The 18,897-nt window shown below is 42.6% G+C and carries 18 protein-coding genes; 11 read left to right on the top strand and 7 right to left on the bottom strand.

The genetic code is table 11. The features are described from left to right. The first annotated feature begins 164 nt into the window (after positions 1–164). The 3 genes from MTF70_RS16250 to MTF70_RS16240 all read left to right on the top strand — a co-directional run bounded on the left by MTF70_RS16250 (position 165) and on the right by MTF70_RS16240 (position 2,349). Complete coding sequence (locus MTF70_RS16250; RefSeq protein WP_017820948.1) at positions 165–338, top strand: hypothetical protein; 174 nt, start codon at positions 165–167, stop codon at positions 336–338. 81 nt (positions 339–419) lie between these two features. Next, complete coding sequence (locus MTF70_RS16245) at positions 420–1,022, top strand: ACP phosphodiesterase (RefSeq protein ID WP_054865345.1); 603 nt, start codon at positions 420–422, stop codon at positions 1,020–1,022. Between the two features lie 67 nt (positions 1,023–1,089). Then, positions 1,090–2,349 (top strand): DEAD/DEAH box helicase, encoded by a 1,260-nt coding sequence (locus tag MTF70_RS16240; protein WP_042520829.1) that lies wholly within the window; start codon positions 1,090–1,092, stop codon positions 2,347–2,349. A 27-nt stretch (positions 2,350–2,376) separates the two neighbouring features. Here MTF70_RS16240 and MTF70_RS16235 read toward each other — a convergent pair whose 3' ends face one another. Then, entirely contained in the window at positions 2,377–3,165 is a 789-nt protein-coding gene (locus tag MTF70_RS16235) for an EAL domain-containing protein (RefSeq protein WP_042520834.1), read from the bottom strand. A gap of 187 nt (positions 3,166–3,352) precedes the next feature. Next, complete coding sequence (locus MTF70_RS16230) at positions 3,353–3,985, bottom strand: hypothetical protein (protein ID WP_042520835.1); 633 nt, start codon at positions 3,983–3,985, stop codon at positions 3,353–3,355. Between the two features lie 183 nt (positions 3,986–4,168). On the opposite strand from MTF70_RS16230, the gene MTF70_RS16225 reads away from it, so the two are divergent. From MTF70_RS16225 to MTF70_RS16215, 3 genes are all read left to right on the top strand, one after another. Next, the gene (locus MTF70_RS16225) at positions 4,169–4,411 is read left to right on the top strand and encodes a DUF2164 domain-containing protein (RefSeq protein ID WP_042520836.1); all 243 of its coding nucleotides are present in this window, start codon (positions 4,169–4,171) and stop codon (positions 4,409–4,411) included. 174 nt (positions 4,412–4,585) lie between these two features. Beyond that, on the top strand, positions 4,586–5,125 hold the full coding sequence (locus MTF70_RS16220) for a cytochrome b (RefSeq protein ID WP_042520838.1): 540 nt from the start codon (positions 4,586–4,588) through the stop codon (positions 5,123–5,125). Continuing rightward, on the top strand, positions 5,122–5,691 hold the full coding sequence (locus tag MTF70_RS16215; protein ID WP_017634178.1) for a YceI family protein: 570 nt from the start codon (positions 5,122–5,124) through the stop codon (positions 5,689–5,691). Before MTF70_RS16220 ends, MTF70_RS16215 begins: the two co-directional genes overlap by 4 nt. 137 nt (positions 5,692–5,828) lie before the next feature. Here the strand turns inward: MTF70_RS16215 and focA are convergent, their stop codons facing one another. Beyond that, on the bottom strand, positions 5,829–7,280 hold the full coding sequence (gene focA / locus MTF70_RS16210) for a formate transporter FocA (RefSeq protein WP_005376371.1): 1,452 nt from the start codon (positions 7,278–7,280) through the stop codon (positions 5,829–5,831). Between the two features lie 301 nt (positions 7,281–7,581). Here focA and MTF70_RS16205 point away from each other — a divergent pair, with 301 nt between their 5' ends. Together MTF70_RS16205 and MTF70_RS16200 are read left to right on the top strand one after the other, a co-directional pair. After that, positions 7,582–8,487, top strand: a complete 906-nt coding sequence (locus tag MTF70_RS16205) for a LysR substrate-binding domain-containing protein (RefSeq protein ID WP_005376369.1) — start codon at positions 7,582–7,584, stop codon at positions 8,485–8,487. Between the two features lie 228 nt (positions 8,488–8,715). After that, positions 8,716–9,198 (top strand): DUF1097 domain-containing protein, encoded by a 483-nt coding sequence (locus MTF70_RS16200; protein WP_017634175.1) that lies wholly within the window; start codon positions 8,716–8,718, stop codon positions 9,196–9,198. Positions 9,199–9,351: 153 nt separating this feature from the next. Here the strand turns inward: MTF70_RS16200 and MTF70_RS16195 are convergent, their stop codons facing one another. Next, positions 9,352–10,986 carry an ATP-dependent endonuclease gene (locus MTF70_RS16195; RefSeq protein ID WP_017634174.1) on the bottom strand — a complete coding sequence of 545 codons (1,635 nt, stop codon included), beginning with the start codon at positions 10,984–10,986 and terminating at the stop codon, positions 9,352–9,354. 268 nt (positions 10,987–11,254) lie between these two features. Between MTF70_RS16195 and MTF70_RS16190 the strand changes: the two genes are divergently transcribed. The 3 genes from MTF70_RS16190 to MTF70_RS16180 all read left to right on the top strand — a co-directional run bounded on the left by MTF70_RS16190 (position 11,255) and on the right by MTF70_RS16180 (position 15,110). Then, a complete protein-coding gene (locus MTF70_RS16190; RefSeq protein WP_005376363.1) occupies positions 11,255–12,997 on the top strand; it encodes a bifunctional UDP-sugar hydrolase/5'-nucleotidase in 1,743 nt (580 codons plus the stop codon). A gap of 622 nt (positions 12,998–13,619) precedes the next feature. Continuing rightward, complete coding sequence (locus MTF70_RS16185; RefSeq protein WP_053307682.1) at positions 13,620–14,639, top strand: TerC family protein; 1,020 nt, start codon at positions 13,620–13,622, stop codon at positions 14,637–14,639. A 279-nt stretch (positions 14,640–14,918) separates the two neighbouring features. Beyond that, entirely contained in the window at positions 14,919–15,110 is a 192-nt protein-coding gene (locus MTF70_RS16180) for a hypothetical protein (protein WP_005376351.1), read from the top strand. A 185-nt stretch (positions 15,111–15,295) separates the two neighbouring features. Here MTF70_RS16180 and MTF70_RS16175 read toward each other — a convergent pair whose 3' ends face one another. The 3 genes from MTF70_RS16175 to MTF70_RS16165 all read right to left on the bottom strand — a co-directional run bounded on the left by MTF70_RS16175 (position 15,296) and on the right by MTF70_RS16165 (position 18,897). Then, positions 15,296–15,853, bottom strand: coding sequence for an alkylphosphonate utilization protein (locus MTF70_RS16175; RefSeq protein ID WP_005376350.1), 558 nt, complete (start codon positions 15,851–15,853; stop codon positions 15,296–15,298). 289 nt (positions 15,854–16,142) lie between these two features. Further along, entirely contained in the window at positions 16,143–16,352 is a 210-nt protein-coding gene (locus tag MTF70_RS16170; RefSeq protein WP_005376349.1) for a YgdI/YgdR family lipoprotein, read from the bottom strand. A 136-nt stretch (positions 16,353–16,488) separates the two neighbouring features. Beyond that, positions 16,489–18,897 carry a VolA/Pla-1 family phospholipase gene (locus tag MTF70_RS16165; protein WP_205461043.1) on the bottom strand — a complete coding sequence of 803 codons (2,409 nt, stop codon included), beginning with the start codon at positions 18,895–18,897 and terminating at the stop codon, positions 16,489–16,491.

Genomic DNA, 18,897 nt, shown 5'->3' with positions numbered 1-18,897 from the left:
TTAAATTGACATGAATGTTGATAAAAGAGTCATTTCTCTAAAGTGTTAAGCGGATATGAAATCTAATTGCAATCGTTTACTTTTGATTATGCTCATAGGTTTTTAAATCTTTACTTCTCGCTGTCATGAATGTGTCATATAAAGACTATAAAAAGGAGTTGCTGATGTGGATATGGCAAGAGCCAGGCCGTCAGCAAGTAAAAGCAAGAGAGCTTAAAATAAAGGAGGTCACAATGAGCGACCAATACCAAAACGATGAGAGCCTAGAGCTGCTAGATGCGCTTGAAATTGGCATTATCTTGTCGGAATACGTTGGCTCAGACAACGAAGCCGAATAGCGGAACACTCTCATCTCGTCGTAATTGACGTTATACTAGGTTCATGTCACACCAAGCCCTAGAGGCCAAAACTGGCGTCGAATGAACTTTCTAGCCCACCTGCATATCGCAGATCACAGTAACAGCCATTTGTTGGGAAACTTGCTTGGAGACTTCGTAAAAGGAGATCCAAGCAAGCTGTATGATCGCGATATCTCAAATGGCATCAGATTACATAGATTTGTTGACCGTATTACCGACCATCATCCAATCGTCAACGAATGTAAGCCTCATTTCACTGGTGTTGCGCGACGTTTTGCACCTATCGCTTTGGATATGTTTTGGGATCATTGCCTCGCAAAACACTGGAACGACTTTCATTCCGTGCCTCTCGAACACTTTGTAAAAACGGCATACGAGAGAGTAAACCGAGAGGTTCATGAACATTTGCCGCCACGTTTTTTGGTGCTCCACAGCAGAATGTGGCATGGCCGATGGCTTCAATCCTATCAAGATCTAGACAATATAGAATTTGCACTACATCGGATGTCGCAAAGAAGTCCTAGAATGGCAGACTTAACCACAACATTTAAAGTGATTGAAAGTGATTACACCGAATTAGAAGAGAAGTTCTCGTCACTTTATCGAGATGTTTTGCGCCAGTCGTATGATTTTCAGCAACAGCTTAATGACTCAACTCAATGAGATAGAAAAGTAGTATGGCTTTAGGGGCTCTGGTAAACTCTGCGCTCCAAAAATAATGAGGTTACACATGTCTGTTAATTTTGCTGATTTAGGCATCGAACAAAAGCTAATCGAGACGCTAGGCAATCTAAATATCGTGACGCCAACACCAGTGCAAGAAAAGTCAATTCCACACGTCCTTGCAGGAAAAAACTTACTTGCTGCTGCACAAACTGGTACGGGAAAAACGGCTGCGTTTGGTTTACCTATCATACAAACCGTTCAGCAAAAGAAACTTAATGGCACACCTCAAGCATTGATTTTGGTTCCAACACGCGAGCTTGCACAGCAGGTATTTGATAATTTGAATCAGTACTCGGCAGAAACAGAACTTCGCATTGTGTGTGTTTATGGTGGTACAAGCATTGGCGTACAAAAGAGAAAGTTAGAAGAGGGCGCTGATATTTTGATTGCCACGCCAGGCCGCCTTTTGGATCACCTGTTTAATGGTAACGTAAACATCTCTAAAACCGGTATGCTCGTGTTAGACGAAGCCGACCGTATGTTAGATATGGGATTTTGGCCTGACTTGCAGCGCATCTTCCGACGTTTGCCTGCTGAGAAACAGATCCTATTGTTCTCTGCGACATTTGAGAAGCGAATCAAAACTATTGCGTATAAACTCATGGAATCGCCAGTTGAAGTCGAAGTTTCACCAGCAAATACGACTGCTGAAACGGTAACACAAATGGTTTATCCAGTGGATAAAAAACGGAAACGTGAATTGCTAGCGTACTTAATTGGCTCGCGGAATTGGCAGCAAGTGCTTGTATTTACAAAAACGAAGCAAGGCAGTGATGAGTTAGCGAAAGAGCTCAAGTTAGATGGCATCAAAGCGGTTTCTATCAACGGTGATAAATCACAGGGTGCCCGCCAAAGAGCTTTGGATGAATTTAAACAAGGTAAGGTACGTGCTTTGATTGCAACCGATGTGGCAGCACGAGGGTTAGATATTCAAGAGCTAGAACAAGTCGTGAACTTTGATATGCCATTCAAAGCAGAAGATTATGTCCATCGAATTGGCCGCACTGGAAGAGCAGGAAAGTCAGGTTTGGCGGTTTCTCTGATGAGTCGAGATGAGGAGTACTTGTTGCAAGCTATCGAGAACCTGCTTGATCAACGCTTACCCCAAGAATGGCTGGCAGGTTTCGAACCAAGCCTTGCAGAAGAAGTTGAGCCTGAACAAAATGGGGGTGGGCGTCGTCGTAGTCGTTCATCTGAGAAGCGTAAGCTAAAAGCAAAATTGGCGATTCATAAGAATCGTGGTAAATCACGTAGCTCTCGCTAAACCGCGCAAACTTTTGTTCTTACATAGTCAGGCTGTTTTTGCCTCTTCATAGACGTCTAACGTTTGGGGGATAGCAAGTAGGTACCCTTGATACATATCGAAACCGAGCTTTTTCATTAAGCGAAGTTGATGCTCGGTTTCAATTCCTTCGATAACGGTTTTAGAGCATAACGCTTTTGCGAGTGATAATGCATCGTTAAGCGCTTTAAAATCACCGTTTTCATACCTTAGCAATAAAGAGCGATCCATCTTGATTATATCTGGGCAAACGCTTCTCACTCGCTCAGTTGTCGATGCATTGACGCCATAATCGTCAATCGCTAATTTAAATCCTTCAAGACTTAACTCCCGAGCAGCTTGAGACAAAGAGAGTTCATCCTCCACCTTCAATTCAAGTAACTCCATGACGATTTGTTCATTCATCAAATGCGATTCATAAATGGTTTGTTTTAGCAGTCGGTTATAAGTGATGTCTTTAACTAGTATCTCTGCCGCTACCGGTAATACATTGAGAAACAATTGTTTTGTGTGAAAGCGAGACTGAGAGAAATTTTTGATATGGATTAGGCGACTTAAGCGTTCAACGTTGAGCAAATCTTGAGTGGGAGTCGCTTTGGATTGGAAAAACTGATCTGGCCTAACCATGGTGCCATTGGCATTGCTAATTCTTACCAGTGCTTCAAGGCCAACGATGGAAATATCGTTCTTATATATGGGTTGAAAGACACTGCGGAGAGTGAAGTTCGCGTATTTCGCAATATACTGCCCGTCGGCTTCTTTCCGGATGCAACTAAGTAGTTGCGAGATGCTCATCATTGTTACCACAACCTAAATCAATGTCTCAACATCAGCGTTATCGCGCTAATTTTTCTATTTCATTGGCAATGAATCTAAGTGTGCTCATTAACTCAAGCAAGAACGATGGTAATGGATGGGTAGTTTTGTCGAGTGATATCAAACAAATTGCTGAAATAATTGATAATCTCAGCACTTCAATTTGATGCTACCATTGCAGTACGGCATACAACTGCAAATATTTTCTGACTAACTGCTGTTTGTTCGAACGCCGTAAAGGATGCCCAAACTTAATGTAACAAGGGCTAATACCGAATCGAGTGTCCAAAGATTGCGTGAGTTGCGACTCGCTGGTGTACAGTGTGATTCCTTGTTCTGTGTATTCGTTGATCTGATCGGGTAGTTCCCCCACCCACCAATGAAGTAATTCTCGGCTCGTTTTGCTGCGACTTATCCAATGATCGCAAACCAAAAAGAGTAGGTCATTAGGCTGTAAGGCATAGCCATATTCACTCTGCCATTCCGTAATTGATGAGAGTAAGTTTTCCCGGCAAGATTTTCCGGCACTGACCATATGGTGACTCAGAACCCAGACAGTGCCGATGTCGGATGAAATTCGATAGTGATGGGGAAGGTCTGGAGAATCCAACACTTCGATTGGCTTTATCACGCAGTTGTATCCAAAGTGACGAAAAGTATGTTCCATCCTTCTTGAAAACGCGAGACCAAGATGATGCTCACTCATGCCTTGGTTATGCACCGCAGGGTAATGCTTTTCACACAGCTTAAGACAGTCGTCTTGAAAATCATTAACACTTTGAATAACTAGGTCGAGTAGCAAAGAATATCCCTTAATAATTACAAAACGAACTGCAAAAGGTTAGCATAGTCTTTTGAGAATAGACTAATTTACTTCGGCAACTTCTTGATCTAAACACCAAATTTCTCACAAATGACCGTGTTTAATCTTTAATAGAGCAACACGAAAGAAGCAGAAGTTGAACAAAAATTTGAAAGGGAAAAAATGATAAAGCTAGAACGCGCACAAAAAGAGGCGTTGGCCACCGCCATTCAAGATTACATGCAAGACGAGCTAGATGTTGAAATTGGCCAGTTCGATAGTGAGTTTCTAATTGATTTTATTACAGAAAAACTAGGACCAATTTATTATAACAAGGGTGTTGAAGATGCTAAGTTACTGGTTGAACGCAGAATGTTAGAAGTTTCCGAAGAGCTGTATGAGATAGAACAAGAAATTAAGCTGTAAGTTTCAGTTTTACAAACGATTTAAAGTTCCTTCAAAAAATTCGAACAACTTGATAGATACGGTACCATTGGCTGGATGTAAATGATGGTAAATAATCTGTTTCATATGACGTAAATAGGTTAATGTAGTGTTTCTTGCTCAGCATTAACTTAGGAATATATCTAGGAACTTGAGATGGATACACTGGTAAAGAATTACAACCTTACTGCACGCGTGATGCATTGGTTATCAGCGCTGTGCATTATTGGTCTATTTGCAGTGGGTTTGTGGATGGTCGACCTTAGCTATTACAGCGAATGGTATCGAACTGCGCCGCATTACCATCGCTCTGTCGGTATTTTACTCGCTATTTTAACTTTGGTACGCATAGTATGGAAACATGTGACGGCGTCACCAAAGGTAGAAGGCAAACGTTACGAAGTGCTTGCTGCTAAAGCAGCGCATGGTGTCATGTACCTACTATTGGTCACCATCTTTGTTTCAGGTTACCTCATTTCAACGTCTGATGGACGCGGCATCGAAGTGTTTAATTGGTTCACCGTGCCAGGAGCGGGAGAGTTATTCCCAGGCCAATCAGATATTGCAGGTGAGATTCACTTCTATGCAGCTTGGGCAGTCATCCTGATTGCAGGCTTACATGCTATTGCTGCACTAAAACACCACTTTATCGATAAAGACAACACATTAAGAAAAATGTTAGGAGCTTCAAAATGAAAAAGTCACTTTTCGCTACAGGATTAGCTATCGCTATGGCACTGCCATTTGGTGCGCAAGCTGCAGATTATGTCATCGATACCAAAGGTGCTCACGCTTCAATCAACTTTAAAGTTAGCCACTTGGGTTACAGTTTCATCAAAGGTCGTTTCAATACATTTTCTGGTGACTTTTCTTTTGATGAAAACAACATTGCTGACTCAAAAGTAAATGTTGTTGTTGATACAACCAGCCTAGATTCAAACCATGCTGAACGTGACAAACACATTCGTAGTGGTGACTTCATCGATGCTGGCAAATACAGTGAAGCAACCTTTACTAGCACAAAAGTGGTTGATAAAGGCAATGGCAAACTAGATGTAACTGGTGATCTAACGCTACACGGTGTTACTAAGCCTATTACTATTGAGGCTGAATTCGTTGGTGCTGGTAGTGACCCATGGGGCGGCGAGCGCGCTGGCTTTGTTGGCAACACTCGCCTAGAGCTTGCTGACTTTGACATCCCAGTAATGGGTGCTTCAAGCTACGTCGATATGGAACTTCATATCGAAGGTATTAAGAAGTAATTAGTTCCTTTTAGATACACTAAAAGCGCTCTTCACTTGAAGAGCGCTTTTTTATTATCTTAATCACATCACTAACATCGATAAACCCGTCAGTGATAGCGATTGAAAGCCAATAAACGTTGTAAATGTTTAGCGAATTACGCTGTTTCTAACTCGCTTTTTTCCACTAGGTTTAAACGCTCACCAAAAATCGGGCGTAGTGCTTTTAATACTTCAGTACGAGTAACCACCCCGACCATCTGCCCATTTTCAAGCACAGGAAGCACTTGTGGCTTACTTACTTTGATACTTTTAGCGCGTTCTTCGAGAGACAAAGACGTCAAGCGAGTGGCGATACCCATACTGCTCGCTGGGTACAACTGCTCTTTATCGATACATAGGAATTCCACAACATCAACGAGGCGATCATCAGCGTCAATTGCGACCACATCTCTGCTCATGATGTCGACGACTTTTTGGTCTTTCACCGGAATGTAGTCCTCACACCATAGTTCTACCATCACATCGTGAGCAGAGAAGAAGCCAACTAATCGATTTTGTACGTCTACAACAGGTGCGCTAGTTACGTTGTTATCAAGTAACACATCCAGCGCGGCTGCAATTGGCGTTTCTGCACGAATGGTGATTGGTTTTGGGTTCATAATGTCTTTAACAAAAGAGGCATTTTTCATGGTGAAATCCTTAACTGACGACAGTGTTGTAGTTGTAGTGATAGAAGAAATATTCGCTGCTTTTAGTTCTGGTCGGCGAAAAATACACCAGTTTGAAAGGCCAACTAATACCGCTCCGCCGACGATGTTGCCAAGCGTGACAGGAATTAAGTTAGCGGTAATAAAGTGGCTAATGTTTAGGTCTGTGTATTGTGACGCGGGCACACCGACAGATGCCCAAAAAGATTCAGGTGCAAAATTCGCGATAACAATACCAAGTGGAACCATAAACATGTTCGCAACACAGTGCTCAAAACCGCTGCTGACAAACATTGCCACAGGCAAAATTGTCATTGCTGCTTTTGTCATTGCATTTGCAGAACTAAATGTCAGCCAAATCGCTAGGCAGACCAACAGGTTACAGAGAATACCGAGTGCAAACGCTTGAATGAGAGTGTGGTGAAGTTTGTGTTGTGCGATGTTAAGCGCATTTAATCCCCATTGACCGCCATCCATCTGATAAAGACCAGCAGCAGTAACCAGCGCAAGTAGGAACATCGCACCAATAAAGTTACCAACGTAAACTTTGCCCCAGATCGAAAGCATCTTACCGAACGATATTTGCTTATTGGCCCAAGAAATACTGGATAGGACGGAGCTGGTAAATAATTCACCACCGCAGATCACTATGAGGATCAATCCCATGCTAAATGCGAGTCCACCAGCTAGGCGGCTCAAGCCCCAACCAGCGCCCGTACTACCGGTGGTCACCGTGATGTAAAACAAGAATGCTAACCCGATGAACGCGCCGGCCATAATGGCGAGGCTTAATGTCATACTGCTGGTTTTGTTTGCCTTACTTAACGCAAATTTTTCCGCTTCAACCATCATCTCTTTTGGAGAAAAATACTGGTGATTTTGAGAACTGGTCACCGCCATATTGACTCCTTAATTTGTAATCGCATAAAAAATCCTTGGTTATTAACTCAAAAATGAAATTGTTGTTTTTATTAAGAGCCTCAATGACTTCGGTTTCAAAACCATTGAGGCTTGCGGTGTTCCCGAACCGCGTACTCAGAATAGGGAGAACGGTTAGTAAGGTAAAATTGATAATATTTAGAAACCTCATCAAATTAATTGATAACTTTACGGGGCTAGGTAAAATGAACTCTATTGCTTATTGGGGCATGCTTTAACAATTGTGGGGATTGGGAAATACCCACTAATAATGGAGGACACTTTGCGCTACTCACTTAAGCAATTAGCGGTTTTCGACGCAGTTGCAGATACCGGCAGTGTAAGCCAAGCCGCAGAAAAATTGGCTTTGACACAATCAGCGACGAGTATGTCGCTTGCGCAATTAGAGAAGATGCTTGGCAGGCCGTTGTTTGAGAGGCAAGGCAAGCAAATGGCGTTAACCCATTGGGGGATGTGGTTACGACCAAAAGCAAAACGCTTGCTACAAGACGCATTGCAGATTGAAATGGGCTTCTATGAGCAACATTTATTGAGTGGTGAGATTCGTATGGGAGCGAGTCAAACACCAGCAGAGCACTTAGTTCCCGACCTTATTAGTATCATTGATAATGACTTTCCAGAAATGCGTATTTCCCTCGGTGTACAAAGTACAAAAGGGGTGATTGATGGGGTATTAGATTACAAGTATGACTTAGGGATTATTGAAGGGCGCTGTGATGATAACCGTTTACACCAAGAAGTATGGTGTCGTGATCATCTAACTGTTGTCGCAGCTTCTCATCATCCTTTTGCGCGTAATCAGTCTGTTAGCCTTGCGCAGTTAGAGCAAGCGAAGTGGGTACTAAGAGAGCATGGCTCTGGCACACGAAAAACATTTGATAGTTCTATTCACCACCTTATTGAAGATTTGGATGTGTGGCGCGAGTACGAACACGTTCCGGTGTTACGTAGTTTAGTTGCTAATGGTCAGTACCTTACTTGCTTACCGTATTTAGATGTAGAGCGATATATAGAAGCAGGTCATCTTGTGGCATTAAATGTACCTGAGTTAAAAATGGAAAGGACGCTTTCATTTATATGGCGTTCAGATATGGCAGAAAACCCATTAGTCGACTGCATTAAAAGAGAGGGACTACGAATGATGAAAGGGAAGCCTTCAGTTCTTTAAAGGTTGATTAAACATGCCTACGAGATGAGTTGGGTTTATTCCCTAAATCTGTTGATTTATCGGTTGCGTCAAACTTTTAATGTAAATTGTGAAAATAATAATATTTTATTGTGATCAATATCACCGATAAGCTGAGCTGATGTATCTAACATGTCTCCTTGATTTCAATGTATGAAGGCAGTTATTGAACCATATAGGTACGATAATAGCCGAGTAGGTATGACTACCATGACGACACTTTTAGCTATTTCTATCACTACTGGAATTTTATCTGGCGTATGGGGTTGGATCGCCATCTCTTTAGGTTTGCTTTCTTGGGCTGGTTTTTTAGGTTGCACGAGCTACTTTGCAGCGCCAACTAGCGGATTGAAAGGACTAGGTATCAGCTTAATCACTAATATGACAGGCGTATTCTGGGCAATGGTAATTATTCACGGTTCCACTTACGTGGGGTTGGAAATTATTGGCTATGTGATTACCGCTATTGTGGCATTCTTCATGTGTATTCAAGCTAAACAAGCTTGGCTCGCGTACATCCCTGGTACTTTTATTGGTTCATGCGCAACATTTGCGGCTGACGGAAACTGGCAACTTGTCATTCCATCGTTGTTGCTAGGTGGTGTGTTTGGCTATCTAATGAAAGCGACAGGGCTATGGTTGCATACGAAATCAACCGCTACTTCTTCTTCGCTTGCTGAGCAAGCACAGTAGTGAACCCCCGATCTTATTGGTATCCACTGTGTATTGAGTTTTATCCCTCTCAATACCCTTAATCAAAATTAATGATGTTTGATACAAGCACACCAAATTGGTGTGCTTTTTTTGTATTACAAGACAATACGCTGAGTGTAAAATACGTCTAACTCATGTATTGCCGTTGGCCATGGTAACAACGCGTTTAAGTGTCCAGCGCAGAAGAACAGGAATACACTCCATGCCTTTCTCTTCACAATGAGAAACAATAGCCAAAGCTAAGTCCGGTTTTGCATGTTTTTTCAAAACACGATTTACGACTTTTTTAGCAGGGATAGGGTGGTCATGAGGAACTTTGATGATGTCCTTAAAGAAAAGTTCAAAACCATTGTTGTACAGAAAGTGCTCGATGTCTCGGTCGGGTAACTCCGTAAGTCGATGCCTTTCCTGATCATGGTCGAGCTGTGCTCGCACTGCATGCGCGTACTTTTTCCCTGCTGGGTCGCCATCGGTAACGACATGCCAATCAATACCAAACTCTTTTGCTACTTTGATGAGTGATTTTAGACCTGATTGAGCAAACTCAACGATTTGAACCCCTTCGGCAGCCAAGTCATACCCGCATTGACGAGCCAGTTCATGAAAAAGCCAAACTTCGGTTTCGCCCTCAACAAGTAACCAGCACCGCGCAAATAATGCTCCTGAACGATGAAAACGAATATGGAAACCAATTCGGCGCAACTCATCTCGACCAAACTTTGTTGAGTTTAAACTCTTAGCGATGGTTCTGTCTGATAGCCGAATTAAACGTCGAATTGAATACAGTGGAACAGAACCGAGTAACGTGCCACTGTTGGTGGTTAATATCTTTTGCATTGGCAACAATTGCAATAAGGACCACGCTCTCGCTAGATGAGTTGGATGCAGTCGACCTTCTGGATCTTCAATAATCAGTATTGGTCTCGCGCAGCGCCTTAAATCGGTGGGACCCTTAGCTTGAAGATAGGCATTGAGTAACCCCATTAAAAGCAAGCGGCTTTGTTTGTCATTGGTTTCTTTCAAGAACTGACTCAAACCTTTATCAGAGGAAGGGCTTGTATAGAAAAGACCATCGCGAGGTTTGCGTGGGTTACCTTTACTGACACTTCTGAACGCAAAATAGTGCTCAACAAGCGTTTGCATTGAGTCGAGACTACTACGAATCTCACCTTTATTTACATGGCCAGGCATAGCCAATAAGCGTCGACAGGTATTGTTGATTCGTTTTTCAATCCGAGCATTTTTACCATCGCCGTTGACATGGTTTAAATCAGGGAAGCGTCGGGAGTCACGTAGTCGGATTACAGGATGAAGTGTCATTAACTCAATAGCGAGTTTCTCTGAGTGGTGAAGTTTTTTGGGTTTGCCGTTATGATCCAAAAACGCGTACTTTGTATTAATGCCGTGCTCATCGCGAGACGCACTAATACGATAGTAAATGACTTGCTCACCATCTTCGTTGGTGCACCATGTAGGCTTTATGCGTCTGTAGCGTCCCGCTTTTACTTCGTTTTTATCCTGTGCTTTAAAACAAACAATGATCTGTAAGTGTTGTGTTTGTGGATGAGAAATTGAGTAGTCAACGTGAAAATCTTTCAGTTTGAATTGATACAATGAGCCATTGGCAGGTAGTGCGATGGAAAGGGCATCGAGCAATGATGATTTGCCCCACGTGTTTTCACCGATAAGCGTGGTGAGTTCGTCAAAAGAGAGTGAAAGGCGTTTGATGCCTCTAAACCCGGAGATTTCGATGCGTTCTAGTCTCATCTCAATCCTCCTTGCAATTATTTGAATTATCGAGAGTTATTTTGCTACTCCTAAGCATATATGAATTCGGAATTTTTGAGTTAAGCTCAGTTCACAAAATTACGAGAGCCTCTTACTGAATAGAGACCGTTACAAGCGAGGCTTGCTTTCAAAGCTGGGGGACAGCATCGTGATCACTTAAACATGAAATCCTAAATCGCAGTTTCATAAAATTCATGATTCTGTCATGATTCACTTCTTATTATTATAAGGAATGAAAAAAGAGAAGATGAAGATGAATAACAATCATAAGCCAGTGAGAATCAAACTGGCACACATCAATGACACACATTCCTACTTTGAACCAACGTCATTACAGTTAAAGCTTAAGATAAACAATGAACTCACGCTAGAACCCTATGTCAGTGCTGGCGGCTTTTCTCGTATCGCAACCAGAGTCGAGCAGTTAAGAGATGATGCTCAGCGCCAAGGTCATGGGATGTTGTTCCTCCATGCCGGAGATTGCTTCCAAGGCACGCTGTATTTCTCACTATTTAAAGGCAAAGCCAATGCCGACTTATTGAACGCATTAAAGATTGATGCAATGGCGTTAGGTAACCATGAATTAGATATGGGGAATGAGCCAGTTGCATTGTTTTGCCAACGTACTCAGTTCCCATTGCTTGCTGGCAACTGGGATTTATCCAATGAATCACTTAAAAAACCTCACCGTATCAGTGATTGCAAGGATGTATATAGTTACCAACCGGATACACAGAGCGCTCAATACATTGTTAAAGAATTCCATGGTGAGCGGGTCGCGATTTTCGGATTATCCATAGATAAAATGAGCGACATCGCAAACCCTGATGCAGACACGCCTTTTCACTCAGCAATTGAAACCGCCAAGGCGACCGTAAAACAAATCCATTCATCAGGTATAAAAAATATTATTCTTCTGAGCCACTTAGGTTATGAAGGTGATTTAGAGTTAGCTGAGCAAGTCGCAGGTATTGGTATAATTGTTGGTGGACACAGCCACCGGTTGCAAGGTGATTTTTCATCAATAGGGTTAGGACAAGACGATCCCTACGGTATCAAAATTAATGATACCTATGTGGTGCAAGCGGGTTTCCATGCTTTGACAATGGGGCACTGCGTCATTGAGTTTGATGAACACGGTAAAGCAACGATGTTGAGTGGACAAAATGAACTGTTGCTTGGTCGACGTATTTTTTGGGACTCGACGCTAAACCAACAGCTCGACCAAGGTGTATTCGAAACCGCGTGCGACTTCATCCATGGTCAACCGAATGTCGTGGTTTGTAAGAAACACCCGGAAACTCAAGCGATCCTGAGCGATAAATATATTCCTCAGGTCAGGCAGTTACAGTCACAAGTCATTGCTAGTGTTGACACCAAAAAGCGTCATGTGAGAATTCCCGATGAATTTGGTGAGAGTGAGTTGGCTTCCTCCGTTGCCCGATCATTTCTGCACTGTTTAAACAAACGTGGATATGACGTTCAATTTGCAATTCATAATGCGGGTGGCGTGCGAACCTCTTTGAACCCTGGCAACATTACAGTGGCAGACATTGCCGGACGGCTGTTGCCTTTTGCCGTTCCTATCGGCTTTTACGATGTAAAAGGCAGCGCTATTCGCCGTGCACTTGAAGGCGCGATAAATAATGCACTCAACAATGGCGTAGAAGGCACTGGATCTGGCAGTTATCCGTACACTTACAATTTAAACTTCGAGTATCACGCAGATGCCCCAAAAGGTGAAAGAGTTCAATCATTAGTGATTTTTGATGGCAAACAATGGGTTGGTGTTCAAGATGATGTTTGGTATCGAGGGACTTCTTCTGCCTATACGATGAAAGGGAAAGAGGGGTACGACGCATTGCAGGAGATGAAAGGAGAAGGGCGTGTGACCAGTTTGTCCATGGCTGATTGTTTTATTGAACTCCTGACCGATGAGCCAAACTGTTTGAATCAAAGTCACAAACTTTACACAAAGCGACGTCGATAATAGATACTGGTATTGATTTTGCTGCTCTCCACTTACTACATGCGTTGATGAGGATGGCAGTATGTGGAATAAAGATTGGGCAGATACGGCAGTCGTAGTTGCTTGGATCGCAATTTGGTCGACACTGGTCTACTTTGTGCCTCTAAGCGGCTTTTGAATTGCTAAGAATGTGGATGTTACAAAAGGGAGCAGTAATGCTCCTTTTTTGTATCTATCTTCCCCGTTAGGGCCCTAACTAATGAAGAGTTTGTCTTGAGCCATTTGCTGCTTTTTGTCTGTTTACTATAGTTCAGGTGGTTGAATCCATTTCTTTCTTTTTATAGTGCTTCCTGATTTTTGATAAGAATTTTATTTCGATAAGACAAGGTTTTTTTGTTGGAAAGCCTGACGCTCGGCGTTATTATGTCGGCGTTTGGGGAGTAGTTAGCGCAAGTTTACTTATCGTCATCTCGTTAAGCATCAGCTTATCCGGTAAGTAAAGGTGTTACGTGGTTCATTCACGTCAACACTTCAACGAGACCAACGCATTCATTGACTAGCAGCACATAATCGTTATGTGGCTGTTGGTTGTTATTGTCTGCGGAAGGTCACCAAACGAAGTCCTTCCGCCATGGGAGGAAATATGTCTCTTATCGAAAATACCACCCAATTGAGCCAATCGGTGCCTCTTCAAGAATCATTAGCGATGTATGGTGCTTTTGGTTTATTTACCCTTGTTCTTGTTACGCTTGATATCTATCAAACACGTGGTGGCGCTATCACGATGAAAAAAGCCATCGTTTGGAGTGTTTTTTGGTTCTTGCTTGCCTTTGTTTTTGCAGGTTCTATTTATTTATTCTGGGACTTTTACGCGCCACATAGCGCTTATACGAACGACAAAGCAACGATTTCATTCTTAACTGGTTACTTACTAGAGAAGTCGCTAAGCGTGGATAACTTGTTTGTGTTTGCCATCATCTTTGCACAATACAGTGTGCCGGAGCATTTGCGTCCGAGAGCATTGCTTTGGGGGGTGATAGGTGCGCTAGTTTTACGCGCTGTCATGATTGCGGTTGGTGCTCAGTTACTTTCACAGTATCACTGGGTATTGTACTTATTTGCTGCTTTCCTTATTTGGACGGGTGTTAAGCTAGCTCGCGACAAAGGCGAAGCAGAAGAGGTTAATCCATATCCGGAGCAGTTGATTCGAAAGGTATTGCCAGTTACAGATGACTACCAAGGAAATCACTTAATCTTAAAGCAAGCTGGTAAGTGGGTGGCAACACCGATGCTGATCGTTGTTGGTGTCATTGCAGTAATGGACGTTATGTTTGCGTTGGATTCTATACCAGCTATATTCGCGGTAACACGAGAGCCATTTTTAGTCTTAGCCGCGAACGTATTTGCATTACTGGGTTTGCGATCGCTGTACTTTGTTCTTCAAGCAATGTTAGACAAGTTTGTATACTTAAAACCAGCATTATCAGTAATCATGATGTTTATCGGGGTAAAAATGCTATTGGTTGGAACAGAATATGAGATTCCTACAACATGGTCTCTCACATTTTTAGTTGTTGTGATGACATCGGCAGTGGTGGCATCACTCCTAAAAAATAAAGCGAAGCGTCAAACTAGCGTTAATATTACTAATCAAAAAATATAAAGTAAGCACTAAAATCAAAAGAAATAACGAAAAATATTGTTAAATATATGTTGTTGCTTAAGGGGCGATTATGCAGGTGATGTTCAGTTATTCAATGTAATTACAGCAATTATGATTATTTATGCCGTTATTATTCATTTGTATTTTTGAGTTTTGTAATGAGTTTGTTTTATTAGAAATTCTAATTTGAATGGGTAAAATTTGTCATTTCTTAAACAATAAGAAACTGACTAATATACAACCAACTAAACAGACTACTGCTTTTAAAGAGAGGCAATCATGGCACAAGCAATGCAAATGACAAATGTAGCTTTACCAACCTCTATGGATAAGAAAACCTACGCGGTTAACTTCAAAGGACTGATTGCTCACTTACTGGACATTCTATTTGTAGATAACACTGCGCCACGCAGTTACTACGCAGAAGACTTGTCAGCACATATTCAAAAAGACATCGGTATGTACCGTTAATATTGAAATAATGTAAGAAATACCGGCCTATGAGCCGGTATTTTTTTATTTGTAAAACATGCCTACTCAACCTACGCCCTAGAAAAGAAACACTCTAGAGGAGGTAGACATGAGAGTAGATTAAGTGTTGTATAGAAAAACGGGGCACCATTGGTGCCCCGTTTTGACATGACTGAAGTGCGATATTACTTCTTGCGGCAGTATTCTGCGATCACGTACATCGACTGACCACCATTTGCCTTACCCGAAACTAGCTTTGGATCATCGCCAAGGCTAATACCACGAATCACTGTACCTTGTTTGATTACTTGGTTAGTGCCTTTTACTGGTAGGTCTTTAATTACTGTTACATCGTCACCTTTCTTAAGTTCAGTGCCGTTACAGTCAACCGTTTTATCGTCAGCAGACATCCCTTTCATTGCCCAGTTCATTTGCTCTTCTTCCATGTACATCATGTCAAGAGCATCTTGAGCCCAGCTTTCTGTGTTTAGGCGAGTGAGTTGGCGCCATGCAGTCACTTGTACAGCAGGAACCTGGCTCCACATGCTTTCGTTTAGACAACGCCAGTGGTTAATGTCTTTTGGCTCATCGATCTCACCCAGACACTTATCACAAACCATGATGGCAGTATCAACCGTCACATTACCGTGAGGTGGGACAGCGTATGCAGTTAGTTGAGATTCAGAAGAACACAGTTCACATTTTGACTCGCAGCGCGCAAGCAGAGTAGCTTCAATAGACATAAGGACTCACCTTAGTAATGTTATTTTGTGGCGGTATTATCCACTTTATCCTGAGAAATAAAAGGGTGTTAGCGAATTAAAGACTAGATTTTACAATACTCCAACCTGATTAAGGTGAAGATGTAAAATATTCGCTAAATAAATAATACGGAAGTATAAAAGACACTATTAATTGTTTTGGCTTATGAATTAGTTGTGTCAATTTCTACAACGATTACAAGCCTAAAAGAGGTAAATGTAGAGAGAGGGTGGCTAGAACATAGCCCTCTAATTTACAGAGGGCCTGTCGTTAACGTTCGACAATCTGGACAATTTGCTCTTTTGAAATACTCATTTCTTTACCATCCATGTCTTCATATTCGTACATACCCGTTTCCTCGTTCAGGTCTGGTTTACCGTAAGAGGTAATAATTTTCCCTTCATTTGTCGACATCAGATATTGGCTACTTCCGCATGCAGCAAGAAGTAATACAGTGGCAATAACAGTCAATACGCGCATAGAGTTTTCCTTTTAAACAAGTGAGTTAGGCAAAGACATCGATTTAACTATAGCAGAGGAAATATGAGTGGGTTTGAATAGAATTGAAATGAAAAAGCCCAGTAGAAACTGGGCTTTGGTAGGAAGGATGTTGCGATTACTTCAAAACAGAAGTGTTAGTGACACCTGTTAGTGCGTCATCCATTAAGAAGTCAGTGTTTTCCATCTGCATCTCTACATGATGATCAATATCAGACAGAGTGCCATTTGGCGAAGCAAAAGTACTGTGCGATGCAGTAGCATTAAACTGTACAAAGCTCGCAGTTGCATTCACATCAGTGTCCGTACTGTTCACAGTCTTCAACCCTAGCTTATTAGCAAGCGGTTCAGTACCCGCGAATGGTGCATTTGGAACACTGTTTGGTACTGTGCTATCGCCATCCACTTCTGTCATAAAGAATGGTGTCGTTAGCGAACCAGATGCCACTAAATCTGAAGCGTTTGTGAACGGATCGACAGTGTCTAGTGTAGTCTGTGCTGCATAGATAAATTGTGAGAAACCTGCTTCTAGCGCTGCTACTTGAGCTTCCGTTGCCGCAGCCTCAAAAGCTTCGTAACATGTTTTATCTTCTAGATCCGCACATGATGCATCAGCGTAATTCGCATAGTCTTTTGATGCTGCATAAGCGAGGTTATGTTTGATCTGAGGGCCGTAATTGTCTGAACCCAGTAACAAATTACCAATTTGTCCACCAGAGTTCTGTACTGATGCAGAACTAAAGGTGTACAGCGCATCCGCAGAAGGGCTGCCCAGTGTATTGTTTGCTGCTGCGACGGCAGATGTAGCTACAATACCGCCAAGTGAATGACCTAGCATTTTGACTTTTGAACCCGTCATTGGGTTGAAGCCTTGCAGAGGACCTCCAGCAAAAAGATCGCCTTGAGCAGATACTACTAAGCTAGCGCGCAAACCTAACACATCCAGAACACTCTGACGTAGGTTGTCACGCGCAACGGCTAAGTTGGAAAGATTTAGATAAGCCAGTACATTCGCATTTGCGGAACGTTGTTCATCTAAGCTGCGCGTACCATGAATAGGTAAGTCAATAGCGATAACTGCCACACCTGCTTTTACCATATTGAACGCGAACGCGTACGCATTCTCTTTCGCTGAGGTGATGCCGTGTTGATAAATCACAACGTCTGTCGCGACGCCAGATTTAGGTGTGAAGACCAGTACTTCGACATCTTCAACCGATTTCACTACGGGAACAGGCGAGTAGCGAGTAATAATACGCTCACTATCAAGCTGGGTACCATCGGTAAGAGTAAGCTTAGCTCCAACAAGTTTTAGCTGCTCTGTAGGATCTGTAGCAAGCTTTGTCACATCAACAGGATCATTTGCAAAAACGCCTGTTGATAGCTGCTGAACCATGTTTGCTTGCTCGTTCGGATCCGCTAATGCTGCGCTTAGCTTCGCTAGGCTTGGCATCGCAGATACCATTGGTTGCATGTTCCAGCTTGCGCCTTTTTCCAAGTAATGAGGCAGTCTTACCACACCTTGTGTCACGCTTACATCGGCACCTGATTGCATGTAAAGGCCTTTAATTGCCGTTTTAGCTGCGTCTAGATCGCTAATGTATTTACTAAAGTCATCGTCAGAGTCTAGCGCAGTGCTAAAGTCTTGGGTTTCACCGAGCGTTATTGTGTAGGCCGTTGATAAGTCTACTGAACCTTCGTTTGAGTCATTTTTGTAAACGGTATTTAGTGTGTTTGCGCCAGTAGAAAAACCAGTAGCGGTTACTCCTTTGACTGCCGCTAACGTATCACCTACAGACTGGGTACTGAACCATGAGGAGTAAACGATGTCGTTAGGATTAACTTGAGCTAGACCAAAAATGCCTTCAACCGCCTGAGTGACTGCTTGAACAGAAGCAAGGTCGCCAGTTTCATAAACGATTTCTTTCGATTTACCTGTCGCATAACTGGCTGATGTACCAATTGGCTCACCATTCACGTCAGTAACATCTTGTGTAACCGCAAAAATGTACTCGCTTGACTCATCAAGTGCAGCCAAGAACTGGATGTATAGAGAGCTACCTTTTGCTTGAACTACGTAGTCCTGATTCTGAACGAGTACCTCTTCGATTGGGTTAGATTTACCGTCCCACTCGGTTAAGCGTTGGTTAATCTTGATGACTTTAACACCAGACGACAGCATGCCCGTTGCAAAACCGTCGCCGTTGAAGTTAAGAACGATTGGCATAGACGTTGACCATCCATCCATCGTGTTCATTGAGGCTCTAGGGTTGGTTAAAGCATCATCGCCATCAGTTGGCAGACCAAGCGTACCATCGCTTGTGTCCATTAATAAGTAAGACGGTGCCGGTACATCTGCGTTCGCTCCTTGAAGCGTAAAACTGATGGATGTTTCGCGATCAAGCAATGCTTGGACTTCATCTTCAAATTGAACTTTGTCGGAAGTACCAGAGCTGGAGGTATCATCACCACAACCAGCAAGAAGGATTGCAGAACAAAGCATTGATAATTTAAACGTGTGTTTCAT

It is taken from the genome of Vibrio sp. 2CM40D (assembly GCF_023161825.1).
Lineage (GTDB): Bacteria > Pseudomonadota > Gammaproteobacteria > Enterobacterales > Vibrionaceae > Vibrio > Vibrio alginolyticus.
Note: the sequence above shows the minus strand (reverse complement) of the source record. Positions and strands in the feature narration are given on the sequence as shown.